Below are 14,286 nucleotides of genomic sequence, written 5' to 3' on the forward strand. Positions count from 1 at the left end.
GGCGCGTGAGACTGACCGAAATACATCCCCGAAGGGATTCCGCATGCGCCAGTCCGCCGTCCCCGCCCCGCTCATCGCCGCCGCCCTGCTCCCGCTCCTCCTGTTCGGTGCCACGGCCTGCCAGAGCGCCCCCGAGGGTGCCGCGCTCGCGCCCGCCGCGGCGCCCGCCGTCCCGGTGGACGACGGGGCGCCGGGGGCCGAGGGGGAGCCGGGGGCCGGGGGGCCCGCGCGGCCCGTCGTGAAGGACGCCCGGGTGGGTGACTCCGTACGGGTGCGCGGGCAGCAGGTCGGACGGCACCTCGAGGCGGTGCTGAACGCGTACGTGGACCCCGCGGTCAGCGTCGAGAAGAACTTCGCCCCGGCTGCGGGCAAGCGCTGGGTGGCCGCCTCGATGTCGTTCGTCAACGTCGGCGGGGACTCGTACGGGGCGCTCGGACGCATGTGGGCGCACGACAGCGCGGGGCAGCGCCACGCGGTGGTGCCCACCGGCGAGCTGACGACCGGCAAACCACTCGTCTTCGATTCCCTCGCGGTGGGTGAGCGGGCCGAGGGATGGGTGGTGTTCGAAATTCCGGAAAACGCCTCCATCGCCCGGCTCCAGTACCAGGACGCGAACACGCAGACGAATTCCGGAGGGGGTTTCTGGGCGGTCTAGCCCGCCCGGGTGAAAGGCCGTGAAAGGGCCGGGCGCCGGACCACTAGGGTGCGGCGCATGACTTCTACTCAAGCCGAGATCGACCGGTCCCACCTCGGCACCCTTTCGGTGCTCGCCTGGATCGGCGACCCCTCCGACGGGCACGACATCCCCTACCTCCTCGCCTACACGCTCGGCGACGGCCCCGAGGGCCCGGAGGCCGGCGAGACGGCCGCGCGCGGGCTGCTCGAGGAGATCGGCCTGCCCATCGGCGACGTGGTCATGGACGGCACCCGCAACCCGCGCACCTTCGCGGTCCAGATCGTGCTGATGGCCGGCAACCAGGTCACGCTGACCCTTCCCGGGCTGAACGCCACCTGCACCGCCCCCGACGAGTGGGTCGCGGCCGCCAACGAGAGCGGCCAGGTCTACTTCCTCTTCGCCACGCGCGCCTGGCCCGAGGCGGTCCCGGGACGCCCGGTGACGGCGGAGGTCCTCCAGGGCTTCGCGGGCGACGAGGAAGTCCTCACCAGCAGTGCCCACTGCGTCCTCGCGGTGCAGACCCTCCAGGTCTGACGCCCGCGTCCGAGCCCCGCGCCCGGCGCCCGCGAGGGGCCGCCGGGCTCAGGGCCGTTCGAAGGCGAACCCGAGCGAGCGGACCCGGTTGTCGAAGTTCGACCCCGCCAGGTCCGGCAGGCCCACCGCGCGCAGCCCGACCGGCCGGGTCAGCAGCTCGCGGAAGAGCGCCCGCATCTCCACCCGGGCCAGGTGCGCGCCCAGGCAGAAGTGCGGGCCGCCGCCGCCGAAGCCCAGGTGCGGATTGGGCGAGCGGGTGATGTCGAAGGCGTTCGGGTCCGTGAAGACGGCCTCGTCGCGGTTGGCGGAGGCGTAGTAGAGGACCACCTTGTCGCCCGGGCGGAACAGGTGCCCGTCCATGGTGTGTTCGGCGGCGACCGTCCGGCGGAACTGGATGATCGGCGTCGAGTGGCGGATCATCTCGTCCACCGCGCCGTCCGCGTACGCCTCGAAGTCCGAGAGCAGCAGCTCCCGTTGGACGGGATGGTCGGTCAGCAGAGTCAGCCCGTGGGTGATCGCGTTGCGGGTGGTCTCCACCCCGGCGACCATCAAGAGGGAGAAGAACGCGCCGAGTTGGCGTGCGCCGAGCGCCTGGCCGTCGACGTTCGCGCGGACCAGGGCCGAGATCAGGTCGTCGGTGGGGTGCTTGCGCCGCTCACGGCCGATGCCCGCCACCATCCGCTGCATCCGGGCCAGCGCCCGCAGGCCGCGCCCGGGCATCCGCAGCCGGGCGGCCAGGCCCCGTTCCACACCGATGTGCTCGGAGGCGTGGTTGACGCGGTCGGCGATCTCCGCCCGGTAGCGCTCCGGGATGCCCATCATGTTGCAGATGACCTCCAGGGGCAGCCGGGAGGCCACCGCCGACACGAACTCGTCCGGCCGCTCCTCCAGCACGTCGTCCACGATCCGGGCCGCCACCGCGTGGACGTCCGCCTCGGCGGCCGCCAGCAGGCGGGGCGTGAAGGCCCGTTGGACGATCTTGCGGAGCTGGGCGTGGTCGGGGCCGTCCAGGTTGACCATCGAGTCCCCGAACAGCGCGCGCACCCAGCGGGCCGGTTCGGGGGTGGTCACCCCGGGGGCGCTCGCGAACACCTTGGGCAGGCGGCTGGCCTCCTGCACCTGGGCGTGCCGTACGAGGGCCCAGTGCCCGCGCCCGGCCCCCTCGGGGACGAACACCGGGGCGCCGAGGGCGCGGAGGCGGCCGAAGGCGGCCAGGCGGTGCTCCGGCGGGAGCTGCCAGAAGCCGGGCTCGGCCAGTTCCCCGCCGGGGCCGGGGCTCGCTGCGGTGCCGTGTCGCTGAGCCGGGAGTGTCATGGTCGTGCCTCTTCCTGTCGCGCCGTTGTGCCGCGCTGGAGAACGCTCGCGGCGGCGCGGGGGTGACGGCCCGGCGCGGTGCCGTTGCCGGGCGGCGGACCCGGGGCCCCGCGGGGCGGCCTCAGGGCGCGACGCGGTCCGGGTGGCCGCCCCGGGTGGCCAGGGTCAGGCCGACGGCGATCGTGGCCGTCGCGGCGAGGCCCGCGTACAGGACGGCGTACGGGCCCGTCCAGGTGCACGCCAGGATCACGAGGGCGGCGAGCGGCAGGGTCAGCTGCTGGGCGACGCCGCGCTTGAAGTAGCGGGAGTGCAGCAGCCACACCATCAGCAGGAAGAGCGCGGACGGGATGGTGACGGCGGCGTTCGCCGCGGCCTGGGAGATGTGCGCCTTGCCGACCGCGTGCTCGACGGCGACCTCGATGCCCGCTCCGATCGCCGCACCCGAAGCGAAGATCAGCAGGTGGCCGTAACCCCACGGGATGGCCTCGCGGTTGGAGGTCAGCCGCTGGTGCATGGGGACCGCGAAGTAGATCCACCAGGCGGCGAAGACGATCAGCAGGCCGCCCGCGGCGATCGGCAGCAGCTCGCCGAGGGCCTCGTGCTCGTCCAGCGCCGACTTCACCGCCACCGTGCTCGCGGCGATCGTCTCGCCCAGCACGATGATGGTGAACAGGCCGTACCGCTCCACGATGTGGTGCGCGTGCCACGGCGTCCGGTGGCCGCGCTCGGCCACCACCGGCACCAGCAGCTCGGCCGCGGCGACCACCAGGAACAGCCACCGCTTCAGGTCGCCGGGGGCGAACAGCAGCGCCACCCACCCCGCCTGGCAGACCACGAGTCCCGCCGCGTACGTCAGGGCCGCCCGGCGGGCCGGACCGCTCTCCCCGGCCGCGGCCCGCAGCCACTGGGCGGTCAGCGCCACGCGCATGATCAGGTAGCCGATGACGGCCACCGTCCAGTCGTTGTCGTCGGAGGCCCGGGTCACGCCCGCCGCGTAGACGAGGACGCCCGCGATCTGGACCAGCGTCGCGATCCGGTACGGGACGTCGTCGCAGTCGTAGGCGGAGGCGAACCACGTGAAGTTCATCCACGCCCACCACACGCCGAAGAAGACGAAGAAGTAGCCGATCACCCCGGTCAGGGGGTGGCCCTCGGCCACCGCGTGCACCAGCCGGGCGCCGCACTGGGCGATCGCGACGACGAAGCAGAGGTCGAAGAACAGCTCCAGCGGGGTCGCCGTGCGGTGCCCCTCGCCGGGACTGCGGGCGATCATGGGTGAGTAGGCCATGCCGGCCAGCAGACCAGGAGTGCCGCCGTCAGCAGGCCAGGCGCGCTGCCCGGACGGCTCCGGTGCCCCGCGCGGAGGTCTCGTACCGCTCCAGCACCGGCCGGGCCACGCGCGGGTGGCCCGGCCGGCGGTGCCGACACCGTCCACGCGCCGCGGCCCGCCAGGTCCTGCGTGAACCGGCCCGGGGCCGGCAGGTGCGCCGCCACCGCGATCCGGCGGTGCCCGGCCGCCAGGAGCGCGGCCGGCGCCTCGGGCGACGGGACTTCGGACCGTCGTCCCCGGTGCGTTGTCCTCTGCCGCGGGCGCGCCGGGGCAGTGGAGTCTGGATAGGTCAGGACCTTTCTCGCAGGTCAGGCCCCTTTGACTTCAGGAAGTGCAATGAGTACCGCCACCAAGGAAGCGCGGAGGTCGCTCGCCGACCCGGCGCAGTACCGCCCCGGCCGCACCATCACGGACTGGACGCCGGAGGATCCGTCCTTCTGGCGCTCCACGGGGAAGAAGGTCGCGACCCGCAACCTGTGGATCGCGGTGCCCGCCCTGCTCGTGGCCTTCGTGGTCTGGCAGGTCTGGAGCATCACGGCGACCAACCTCAAGGACGTCGGCTTCGGTTTCTCGCAGTCCCAGCTGTTCTGGCTGACGGCGGTCCCCGGCATCACCGGCGGCACCGCGCGGATCCTCTACACGTTCATCGGCCCGATGATCGGCCAGCGCCGCTTCACGGCGCTCTCCACGGTCGTGCTGATCGTGCCGCTGCTGTGGCTGGGCTTCGCGGTGCAGAACCCGGACACCCCGTACGGCACGATGATCGCCATCGCGGCCCTGTGCGGCATCGGCGGCGCGAACTTCTCCTCCTCGCTGGCCAACATCGGCTTCTTCTACCCGAAGCAGGAGAAGGGCAACGCGACCGGCATCAACGGCGGCCTGGGCAACCTCGGCGTCTCGGTCGTCCAGCTCCTCACCCCGATCCTGATCACGTCCTCGGTCCTCGCGATCGGCGCGGGCCAGAAGAAGGCGGACGGTTCGGAGATCTACCTCCAGAACGCCGCTTTCGTGTGGGTGCCGGTCCTGATCGTGCTGGCGGCCGTCGCGTGGTTCGGGCAGAACGACCTGAAGGTGGCCTCCACGCCCTTCAGCCAGCAGAAGATCATCTTCAAGCGCAAGCACAACTGGGTGATGACCTGGCTCTACGTCGGCACCTTCGGCTCCTTCATCGGCTTCGCGGCGGCGCTCCCGCTGCTGATCAAGACGACCTTCCCGGCGTACTCGGTGGCCACCTACGCCTGGATGGGCCCGGCGCTGGGCGCGCTGGCCCGCTGGGCGGGCGGCTGGATCGCCGACAAGCTGGGCGGCGCCCGGGTGACGATCCTGTCCTTCGTGGGCATGGCCGCGTCGATCATCGGCGTGATCACCTTCCTGCCGGCGGGCGCGGACCAGGGCTCGTTCTACGGGTTCTTCTTCTGCTTCCTGTCGGCCTTCTTCTTCTCGGGCATCGGCAACGGCTCGACCTTCCGGCAGATCCCCGTCATCTTCCGGGGGCAGCATCTGAAGGGCCTGACCGAGGGCACCCCGGAGTACGCGGCCGCCCTGAAGCAGGCGGAGATCGAGTCCGGCGCGGTGACCGGCTTCACGGCCGCCATCGCCGCCTACGGCTTCTTCTTCATCCCGGCCATGTTCGCGAACTTCGCCGTGACGAGCGCGATGTGGGGCTTCGTGGCCTTCTACGCCTCGTGCGTGGTGGTGGCCTGGTGGTTCTACGCCCGCAAGGGCGCGGAAGCGCCCAGCTAGGGGCGGCGCTGGTGCCGCGCCCGGATACCGCGAAAGTGCGGCCGGGCCCTGTTCCTCCCGTCCTGCCCACCTCCGCCCCGACATTCTTGTGAATGATTTCACAAGCACACGAGGGACCTTCGGCCTACTTGAAATGCCAGGTCAAGACGGGTGAGTGAGGCTGGAGGGCGGTAACCGCGGGACCTTCGGGCCCCAGCTCGGGACCAACGCGGCGGCAAATGATCGATCAAAAGGCGTGCAATGGATACAAGCAACCAGGCGACTGAAGAAGGTGCGGGCGATGACTGCCACCCCTGCGGTGACCACGAAGGACAGCGAGGCATGGGACGGCTTCAAGGGCGGCCTGTGGCGCGACGCCGTCGACGTCCGCGACTTCATCCAGCGGAACTACACGCCGTACGAGGGTGACGACGCCTTCCTCGCCGGCCCCACGGAGCGCACCACCGCCGTGTGGAAGGCGATCACGGACAAGTTCCCGCAGGAGCGCGAGAAGGGCGTCTACGACGTCGCGCACGACATCCCGTCGACGATCACCGCGCACGCCCCCGGCTACATCGACCGCGACAAGGAGCTCATCGTCGGCCTCCAGACCGACGCCCCGCTCAAGCGCGCGATCATGCCGTACGGCGGGTGGCGCATGGTCGCCGGCGCCCTGGAGACGTACGGCTACCCGGTCTCCGAGGACCTGGAAAAGGTCTTCACCGAGTACCGCAAGACCCACAACGCCGGCGTCTTCGACGCCTACACCCCCGCGATCCGGGCCGCCCGCAAGGCCGGCGTCGTCACCGGCCTCCCGGACGCCTACGGCCGCGGCCGGATCATCGGCGACTACCGCCGCGTGGCCCTCTACGGCATCGACCGCCTCGTCTGCGTCAAGAAGGAGGAGAAGGAGGGTCTGAACGCCCTTCCCGCGGGCGGCCGTTCGCTGGAGGAGACGATCCGCCTGCGCGAGGAGCTGTCGGAGCAGATCCGCGCGCTCGCCGAACTGAAGGCGATGGCCGCCTCCTACGGTCACGACATCTCCGGCCCGGCCGCGACCGGCCGCGAGGCCATCCAGTGGATGTACTTCGCCTACCTCGCCGCCGTGAAGGAGCAGAACGGCGCGGCCATGTCCCTGGGCCGCACCTCCACCTTCGTCGACGTCTACCTCCAGCGCGACATCGAGGCCGGGCTCCTCACCGAGGATCAGGCCCAGGAACTGGTCGACGACTTCATCATCAAGCTGCGCATCGTCCGCTTCCTGCGCACCCCGGACTACGACCAGCTGTTCTCCGGCGACCCGACGTGGGTCACCGAGTCGATCGCCGGCATGGGCGAGGACGGCCGTCCGCTGGTCACCCGGACCTCCTTCCGCTACCTCCAGACCCTCTACAACCTCGGGCCCGCCCCCGAGCCGAACATGACGGTCTTCTGGTCGCCGCGGCTGCCGCAGGGCTTCAAGGAGTTCTGCGCCCGCGTCTCGATCGACACCTCCTCGGTGCAGTACGAGTCCGACGAGCTGATGCGCCCGCGCTTCGGCGACGACACCGCCATCGCCTGCTGCGTCTCGGCGATGCCGGTCGGCAAGCAGATGCAGTTCTTCGGCGCCCGCGTGAACCTCGCCAAGACCCTGCTCTACGCCGTCAACGGCGGCCGGGACGAGAAGTCCGGCGCCCAGGTCGGCCCCGAGACCGGCGCCCTGACCTCCGAGGTGCTGGACTACGACGAAGTCATGGCGAAGTTCGACGAGCAGATGGAATGGCTCGCCGAAACCTACGTGCACGCCCTGAACGTCATCCACTACATGCACGACCGGTACGCCTACGAGCGCATCGAGATGGCCCTGCACGACCGCGACGTGCGCCGCACCATGGCCTGCGGCATCGCCGGCCTGTCGGTGGCCGCAGACTCCCTGTCCGCCATCAAGTACGCCGAGGTCAGCGCCCTGCGCGACGAGACCGGGCTCGTCACCGACTACAGCGTCGAGGGCGACTACCCGGCGTACGGCAACAACGACGACCGTGTCGACGGCATCGCGGTGTGGCTCGTCGAGGAGTTCATGAGGAAGATCCGCAAGCACGAGACCTACCGCGGCGCCGAGCAGACCCAGTCCGTGCTGACCATCACCTCGAACGTCGTCTACGGCAAGAAGACCGGCAACACCCCGGACGGACGCCGCGCCGGGGAGCCCTTCTCCCCGGGCGCCAACCCGATGAACGGCCGCGACACCCACGGCTACGTCACCTCGGCGCTGTCGGTCGCGAAGCTCCCGTACGAGGACGCCGAGGACGGCATCTCGCTGACCAGCACCGTCACCCCCGACGGCCTGGGCCGCACCCCCGAGGAGCGGATCAGGAACCTGGCGGGCGTACTGGACGGCTACATGGCCGTCGACGGCTTCCACATGAACGTGAACGTGCTGAACCGCGACACGCTCATGGACGCCATGGAGCACCCGGAGAACTACCCGCAGCTGACCATCCGCGTCAGCGGCTACGCGGTGAACTTCGTCCGGCTCACGCGGGACCAGCAGCTCGACGTGCTGAACCGCACCTTCCACGGCTCCCTGTAGAGCCCCACCGGCCGCGCGGCCCGGGGCCCGGCCCACCCTCACCCCGGCCCCGGGGCCGCGCGAGTCCCATGGACACACCAGATCACCTCCGGAGCACCTGCCATGACCGTCCTCTTCGGTACGAGCATCCCCGTCGGCCAGGCCAACGCCGCGGTCGTCCGCCCCGGGCCCGCCGCGGTCGTCGGCCCCGGAGCCGCCGCCGGGCCCGCATCCGCCGGTGCGTCCCGCACGCCGGCCGCCGCCGCGACCCAGCGGCCGAGCGAGGGGTCGGTGCACTCGTGGGACCTGTCCACCGGGGTCGACGGGCCCGGGACCCGCTTCGTGACGTTCCTGGCCGGCTGCCCGCTGACCTGCCTGTACTGCCACAACCCCGACACCCTGCGGATGCGGGGCGGCAGGCGCACCTCCGCGGACGACGTCATCGCCGAGGCCCGCAAGTACACCCGCTTCATCTCCGCCGCGGGCGGCGGCGCCACCGTCTCGGGCGGCGAACCGCTGCTCCAGCCGGTCTTCGCGGGCGAGCTGCTCCACCGCATGAAGAACGACCTCGGGCTGCACACCGCCCTGGACACCTCCGGATTCCTCGGCGCGCGGGCCACCGACGCGCTGCTGCGCGACGTCGACCTGGTCCTGCTCGACATCAAGTCCTGGGACCGGGAGACGTACCGGCGCGTGACCGGCCGCCCGCTGGAACCCACCCTGGACTTCGCACGCCGCCTCGCCGGCCTCGGCAAGGAGGTGCACCTGCGGTTCGTGCTGGTGCCGGGGCTGACCGACGCCCGGGAGAACATCGAGGGGGTCGCCGCCTTCGCGGCCGGCCTCGGCAACGTCTCGCGCGTCGACGTCCTGCCGTTCCACAAGCTGGGCGAGAGCAAGTGGGACGCCCTGGGCATGCCGTTCACCCTCCGCGACACGCCGTCGCCCACCCCGGAACAGGTGGCCGCGGCCAAGGCCGTCTTCGCGGCCCGGGGCCTGACCGCCGTCTGACCGCCGTCCGACCCCGTACGGCGTAACCCGATAAGCGGCATAACGGGCTGAAACGGTACGCACCACCTAGCGTGGTGCTGTGTCCGAGCCCACGGAAGTCCTCGCCGCCGCCCCACCGCCGCCACCCGAGCGGCCCGGGCCGCCCCAGGAGCCGCCCGCGGCCCGGCGGCCGGTCACCGCTCGGGCCACCCTGGCCGGCACCGTCGTCTCGCTCCTGCTCATCGCCGCGATCGTGCTCGGCAGCCGGATGCTGCGCGACTTCGACTCGGCGCTGCTGCCGTACGCCGTCGCGACCGTCTTCCTGGCCTTCGGCGTCGCCTACCGGTACACCGTCTGGGTCTCGGCGCCCGGCGCGCGCCGGCTCTTCACCAAGGGCTTCGGCAGCTTCTTCTCGGCCGCCAACTTCCGCAAGGCACCCACCGCCCTGCCGAAGATGATCGCCACCTACCTCGGCTTCCAGAAGTTCCTCGGCGCCCGCTCGCGCGCCCGCTGGGCCGCCCACCAGCTCATCTTCTGGGGCTGCATCCTCGCGGCCCTCATCACCTTCCCGCTCACCTGGGGCTGGTTCACCTTCACCTCCGGGAGCGGCTCCGGGCCCGGCTACGAGATGCGCGTCTGGGGCATCAAGGTCCTCGGATTCGACTCCCTGAACCTCCTGGGCTGGCTGATGTTCCACGGCCTGGACGTCGCCGCCGTCCTCGTCATCCCCGGAGCCTCGTACTTCCTGTGGCGGCGGATGAAGGACCGCGGGGCCATGACCGGTCAGCGCTTCGCCTACGACCTGCTGCCGCTGATCTGCCTCATCGTCATCTCGGTGACCGGGCTGCTGCTGACCTTCTCGTCGATCTTCCTGCACGGCGGCGGATACGAGTTCCTCGCCCTCCTGCACATGGTGTCGGTGGTGTTCACCCTCATCTACATCCCGTTCGGGAAGTTCTTCCACATCGTCCAGCGCCCGGCCGCCGTCGGCATGCAGCTGTTCAAGTACACGGCCCGCCAGGACGAGCAGGTCTTCGCCTGCAAGCGCTGCGGCGAACCGGTCGACACCGCCCCGTACGTCGAGAACCTGCGCGGCACGATGAAGGACCTGAAGCTCGACTTCGACGCCTGGGCCGAGTACTGCCCCCGCTGCAAGCGGGTGCTGCGCGGCAGCGCCTACCTGACCCACGTCAAGAAGGGCTTCAAGTGACCGCGACGGACCCCTCCGAGGCCGCCGCCCGGCCCGCGCCCGTACCGATCTCCATCGACCCCTCCATCGCCCCGCCCGGCACCCGCAACTTCCGCGACGCCGGCGGCATCCCCGCCGACCGGTGGCACGCCGACCAGAACGGCGAGACCCTCGTCCCCACCCACTGCTGCTTCTGCGGCGTCCAGTGCGGGATGTACCTGCGCGTGGACAAGGGCGGGAAGGTCTTCGGCGTCGAGCCCCGCAACCACGACATCAACCGGATGCGGCTGTGCCCCAAGGGCATCAACGCCTACCAGCAGGTCAACCACCCGGACCGGCTGACGGCCCCGCTGATGCGCCGCTCCCGCGACGAGGAGTTCCGGGAGGCGTCCTGGGACGAGGCCCTCGACTTCACCGTCTCGGAGATCCGGCGCATCCAGGAGCGGTACGGCAACGACGCCTTCGGGCTGCTCGGCGGCGCCAGCCTGTTCTCCGAGAAGACCTACCTGGTCGGCAAGTTCGGCAGGGTCGCGCTGAAGACCAAGCACGTCGACTACAACGGCCGGCTGTGCATGGTCAGTGCCGCCGGCGCCAACAAGCTCGCCTTCGGCATCGACCGGGCCGGCAACCCCTTCTCCGACATCCTCCTCAGCGACTGCCTGCTCATCGCGGGGTCGAACGTGGGGGAGTGCTTCCCCGTGATGACCCAGTACCTGTGGGGCGCGCGGGACCGCGGCGCCTCGCTGATCGTCATCGACCCCCGCGAGACGGCCGTCGCCCGCACCGCGGACATCCACGTCGCCCTCAAGCCGGGCACCGACTCAGCCTTCTTCAACGCCGTCCTGCACGTGGTCGTCGCCGAGGGCCTCACCGACGAGGCGTACCTCGCCGCGCACAGCACCGGCTGGGAGGAGGTGAAGCGGACCGTCGCCGCGTACCCGCCCGCCCGCTCGGCCGAGATCTGCGGGATCCCCGCCGCGCAGATCGTGCAGGTCGCACGGGTCTTCGCCGCCGCCGAACGGGCCATGGCCTGGCACGCCCGCGGCATCGAGCACCACTCCCAGGGCGTCGAGAACTGCCTCTCCGTCATCAACCTGTGCGTGGCCACCGGCAACATCGGCAAGCCGGGCGCCGGCTACGGCACCATCACCGGCCAGGGCAACGGGCAGGGCGGCCGCGAACACGGCCAGAAGTCCGACCTCCTCCCCGGCGGCCGCTCCATCACCAACCCTGAGCACCGCCGCCAGATCTGCGAGATCTGGGGCATCGAGGAATCCGAACTGCCCGGCGCCGGAACCTCCATGATGGAGATGGTCTGGCAGATGCAGCGGCGGGAGATCCGCGGGCTCATCGGGATCTGCAACAACCCCTTCGTCTCCCTCCCCAACTACGGGGTGGTCAAGGACGGCTACGACACCGCCGAGTTCCACGCCCAGTTCGACTTCTTCCTCTCCGAGACCGCGGCCAACGCGCACGTCGTCTTCCCCGTCACCACCTGGGCCGAGGACGAAGGCGTCATGGCGAACGCCGAGGCCCGGGTGGTCAAGCACAACAAGGCCCAGGAGCCGCCCGCCGGGGTCCGCACCGACACCTGGGTGATCTGCGAACTCGCCAGGCGCCTCGGCGCCGGGCGGCACTTCGACTTCCCCGGCTCCCGCGAGGTCTTCGAGGAGCTGCGGGTCGCCTCCGCCGGCACGGTGAACGACTACTACGGCATCACCTACGACCGGCTGGAGGAGACCGGCGGGATCGCCTGGCCCTGCCCCTCCACCGATCATCCCGGCACACCGCGGCTGTTCGAGGACGGGCGGACCTACCATCCCGACGGGAAGATCCACCTCCAGGTCGTGGAATGGCACCCGCCCATGGACGCCTACACCGAGGAGTTTCCCCTCTCCCTCACCACCGGCCGCACCGTCGCGCACTTCCTCTCCGGCAACCAGACCCGCCGTCTGGGCGCCCTCGTCGAGCAGACCCCTCGCCCCTGGGTGGAGGTCCACCCCTCGCACGGTTTCCGCGACGGTGACCCGGTCCGGGTGGTGACCCGCCGCGGCAGCGAGGTCTTCCCGGCGCTGGTCACCGAGGCCATCCGCCCCGACACCGTCTTCATCCCGTACCACTGGCCCGTTCCGACGTCCGCGAACGCCCTGACCATCGACGCCCTCGACCCCCGCTCGAAGATCCCCGAGTACAAGGTCTGCGCCGCCCGGATCGAGGCCGCCGCGCGGATCGACGAGGTTCCCGCGCCGCCCACGGCCCCGGGACACGAGGCATATCCGGAGACCCAGGTCTCCCGCACCGACCCCCTGCCGCCCACGGCCCCCCAGGGCCGCGGCACGGCGGAGAGGAGCTGACCCGCCATGATGGGCCGCACGATCTTCATCGACCCGGGTCGATGCATCGGCTGCCAGGCGTGCGTCTCGGCCTGCCGCGAGTGCGACTCGCACCGCGGCAAGTCGATGATCCACCTGGACTACACCGACCCCGGCATGTCCGTCGCCTCCCTCCCGACCGTCTGCATGCACTGCGAGGACCCGGTCGCGCCCTGCGCCGAGGTCTGTCCCGCCGACGCGATCCTTGTGACCGCGGACGGGGTGGTCCAGCAGGCCGACACCACCCGCTGCATCGGCTGCGCCAACTGCGTCAACGCCTGCCCCTTCGGCGTCCCGAAGATCGACCTCCAGGCGAAGCTCCAGATGAAGTGCAACCTCTGCTATGACCGCACCGCCTACGGCCTGGCCCCCATGTGCGCCACCGTCTGCCCCACCGGCGCCCTCTTCTACGGAACGCTCGAAGAGCTCCAGGCCGAGCGCCCCGGCGTCCAGGTCGCCGACTCCTTCGTCTTCGGCGACGTCGTCGTGAGCACCGGCGTGGCGATGGTCGTACCCGCCGAGAAGGTCCAGTGGCCCGTCCCCGGCGGTCTGCCCGTCGTCGAGATCAACGGAGTGGACGTCCGATGAGCGTCACCGAACAGCCCGCCCCGCACTCCGGCCCCAGCCCCGACGGAGACGCCGCCGCCGACCAGCTGCGGGACCGCATCAGCGCGGACTCCCTCACCACCCGCCGCGACTACCTGCGGATCGTCGCCACCGTCTCCGGCGGCCTGGCCATCGGCGGGGTCGGCGTCGCCGCCGGCATCCTGCACCGGCACGGGGACAGCGAGTCGATGCCCGAGGCCAGGAAGGTCGCCGACCGCCTGCCGCCCGGCCAGTCCGTGGCCTTCCGGTTCCCCGGAGACGAGGACCGGGCCCTGGCGGTGCGGCTGGAGGACGGTTCCCTCGTCGGCTACTCCGCCGTCTGCACCCACCTCGCCTGCGCCGTGCTGTGGCGCGAGGACCGGGGCCCGGACGGGGAGCTGTACTGCCCCTGCCACGAGGGCGTTTTCAACGCCCGCACCGGCGAGGTGACGGCCGGGCCGCCGCCGCGCCCCCTCCCCAGGATCTTTTTGACCGAGCAGGCCGACGGCAGCGTCTGGGCCGTCGCCACCGCCCGGTCGGGAGAGCCGGCGAAGGACGCCCTCTGCCGGCAGTTCGGCGACTCCCGCCCCGAGTTCTCGGCGCAGCTGGGATGCCCCGGAGCGGCTCGCGCCAAGTCGGCGGAAAGCGGGCGGACATGAGTGACGCACAGCTGCCTCCACGCCCGGAGTACCACCCGGGCAGTGCCCAGCCCCGGCTGAACCGGCCGGTACGGGAGCGGTATCCGCAGATCCGCTCCACGAGCGGCTACGGAGATCCGCGGATCCGGCACACGGGCCCCGGCCCGGGCGCCGGCACCGAACAGGAGCCGGAGAGGTCCTCCAGGCTCAACGCCCGTCTGCTCCTGGCCCTCTCCGTGGTCGTCGGCCAGCTCTGGGCGCTCACCGTGACCGTCAACGAGTGGATGGAGGGCAACTCCGGTACGGCCTGGTGGGGGGCGGGATTCCTGGTCCTGTCCTTCCTCGTCGTGATCGTGCTGTGGCTCCTCGACCCGAAGGACCGATGACC

12 protein-coding genes are annotated in these 14,286 nt (G+C 71.2%); 10 read left to right on the forward strand and 2 right to left on the reverse strand.

Annotated elements, in window-relative coordinates; genetic code table 11:
* The first annotated feature begins 43 nt into the window (after nucleotides 1–43).
* Both ABT106_RS05030 and ABT106_RS05035 read left to right on the forward strand, forming a co-directional pair.
* Nucleotides 44–655 (forward strand): DUF4352 domain-containing protein, encoded by a 612-nt coding sequence (locus ABT106_RS05030; protein ID WP_351272433.1) that lies wholly within the window; start codon nucleotides 44–46, stop codon nucleotides 653–655.
* A gap of 57 nt (nucleotides 656–712) precedes the next feature.
* Nucleotides 713–1,210 carry a DUF5949 family protein gene (locus tag ABT106_RS05035; protein WP_351272436.1) on the forward strand — a complete coding sequence of 166 codons (498 nt, stop codon included), beginning with the start codon at nucleotides 713–715 and terminating at the stop codon, nucleotides 1,208–1,210.
* A gap of 48 nt (nucleotides 1,211–1,258) precedes the next feature.
* On the opposite strand, the gene ABT106_RS05040 is transcribed toward ABT106_RS05035, so the two are convergent.
* Both ABT106_RS05040 and ABT106_RS05045 read right to left on the reverse strand, forming a co-directional pair.
* On the reverse strand, nucleotides 1,259–2,524 hold the full coding sequence (locus tag ABT106_RS05040) for a cytochrome P450 (RefSeq protein ID WP_351272439.1): 1,266 nt from the start codon (nucleotides 2,522–2,524) through the stop codon (nucleotides 1,259–1,261).
* Between the two features lie 121 nt (nucleotides 2,525–2,645).
* Complete coding sequence (locus ABT106_RS05045) at nucleotides 2,646–3,812, reverse strand: low temperature requirement protein A (protein ID WP_351272441.1); 1,167 nt, start codon at nucleotides 3,810–3,812, stop codon at nucleotides 2,646–2,648.
* Between the two features lie 378 nt (nucleotides 3,813–4,190).
* On the opposite strand from ABT106_RS05045, the gene ABT106_RS05050 reads away from it, so the two are divergent.
* The 8 genes from ABT106_RS05050 (at nucleotide 4,191) to ABT106_RS05085 (ending at nucleotide 14,284) form a co-directional block, all read left to right on the forward strand.
* Nucleotides 4,191–5,597, forward strand: coding sequence for an MFS transporter (locus tag ABT106_RS05050; RefSeq protein WP_351272444.1), 1,407 nt, complete (start codon nucleotides 4,191–4,193; stop codon nucleotides 5,595–5,597).
* 280 nt (nucleotides 5,598–5,877) lie between these two features.
* Entirely contained in the window at nucleotides 5,878–8,148 is a 2,271-nt protein-coding gene (pflB, locus tag ABT106_RS05055; protein WP_351272447.1) for a formate C-acetyltransferase, read from the forward strand.
* Between the two features lie 102 nt (nucleotides 8,149–8,250).
* Nucleotides 8,251–9,135 (forward strand): pyruvate formate-lyase-activating protein, encoded by an 885-nt coding sequence (gene pflA / locus ABT106_RS05060; RefSeq protein WP_351272450.1) that lies wholly within the window; start codon nucleotides 8,251–8,253, stop codon nucleotides 9,133–9,135.
* Between the two features lie 79 nt (nucleotides 9,136–9,214).
* Nucleotides 9,215–10,324 carry an MFS transporter gene (locus ABT106_RS05065; protein ID WP_351272453.1) on the forward strand — a complete coding sequence of 370 codons (1,110 nt, stop codon included), beginning with the start codon at nucleotides 9,215–9,217 and terminating at the stop codon, nucleotides 10,322–10,324.
* Nucleotides 10,321–12,657, forward strand: a complete 2,337-nt coding sequence (locus ABT106_RS05070; protein ID WP_351272456.1) for a molybdopterin oxidoreductase family protein — start codon at nucleotides 10,321–10,323, stop codon at nucleotides 12,655–12,657. Before ABT106_RS05065 ends, ABT106_RS05070 begins: the two co-directional genes overlap by 4 nt.
* A gap of 6 nt (nucleotides 12,658–12,663) precedes the next feature.
* Nucleotides 12,664–13,263: a 4Fe-4S dicluster domain-containing protein gene (locus ABT106_RS05075; protein WP_351272459.1), complete on the forward strand. Its 600-nt coding sequence runs from the start codon at nucleotides 12,664–12,666 to the stop codon at nucleotides 13,261–13,263.
* On the forward strand, nucleotides 13,260–13,919 hold the full coding sequence (locus ABT106_RS05080) for a QcrA and Rieske domain-containing protein (protein WP_351272462.1): 660 nt from the start codon (nucleotides 13,260–13,262) through the stop codon (nucleotides 13,917–13,919). The genes ABT106_RS05075 and ABT106_RS05080 overlap by 4 nt, the downstream gene beginning before the upstream one ends.
* A complete protein-coding gene (locus ABT106_RS05085; RefSeq protein ID WP_351272465.1) occupies nucleotides 13,916–14,284 on the forward strand; it encodes a hypothetical protein in 369 nt (122 codons plus the stop codon). Before ABT106_RS05080 ends, ABT106_RS05085 begins: the two co-directional genes overlap by 4 nt.
* The last annotated feature ends 2 nt before the right edge of the window (nucleotides 14,285–14,286 follow it).

The organism is Streptomyces sp. NPDC002044 (genome assembly GCF_040296725.1).
In the GTDB taxonomy this organism is placed as follows: domain Bacteria; phylum Actinomycetota; class Actinomycetes; order Streptomycetales; family Streptomycetaceae; genus Streptomyces; species Streptomyces antarcticus.

Bases quoted from the DNA above. Each gene is read 5' to 3' on its own strand.
- ABT106_RS05030 (WP_351272433.1), top strand. From the start codon at position 44: ATGCGCCAGTCCGCCGTCCCCGCCCCGCTCATCGCCGCCGCCCTGCTC.
- pflA (WP_351272450.1), top strand. From the start codon at position 8,251: ATGACCGTCCTCTTCGGTACGAGCATCCCCGTCGGCCAGGCCAACGCC.
- ABT106_RS05085 (WP_351272465.1), top strand. From the start codon at position 13,916: ATGAGTGACGCACAGCTGCCTCCACGCCCGGAGTACCACCCGGGCAGT.
- ABT106_RS05075 (WP_351272459.1), top strand. From the start codon at position 12,664: ATGATGGGCCGCACGATCTTCATCGACCCGGGTCGATGCATCGGCTGC.
- ABT106_RS05035 (WP_351272436.1), top strand. From the start codon at position 713: ATGACTTCTACTCAAGCCGAGATCGACCGGTCCCACCTCGGCACCCTT.
- ABT106_RS05080 (WP_351272462.1), top strand. From the start codon at position 13,260: ATGAGCGTCACCGAACAGCCCGCCCCGCACTCCGGCCCCAGCCCCGAC.
- ABT106_RS05045 (WP_351272441.1), bottom strand. From the start codon at position 3,812: ATGGCCTACTCACCCATGATCGCCCGCAGTCCCGGCGAGGGGCACCGC.
- ABT106_RS05050 (WP_351272444.1), top strand. From the start codon at position 4,191: ATGAGTACCGCCACCAAGGAAGCGCGGAGGTCGCTCGCCGACCCGGCG.
- ABT106_RS05040 (WP_351272439.1), bottom strand. From the start codon at position 2,524: ATGACACTCCCGGCTCAGCGACACGGCACCGCAGCGAGCCCCGGCCCC.
- pflB (WP_351272447.1), top strand. From the start codon at position 5,878: ATGACTGCCACCCCTGCGGTGACCACGAAGGACAGCGAGGCATGGGAC.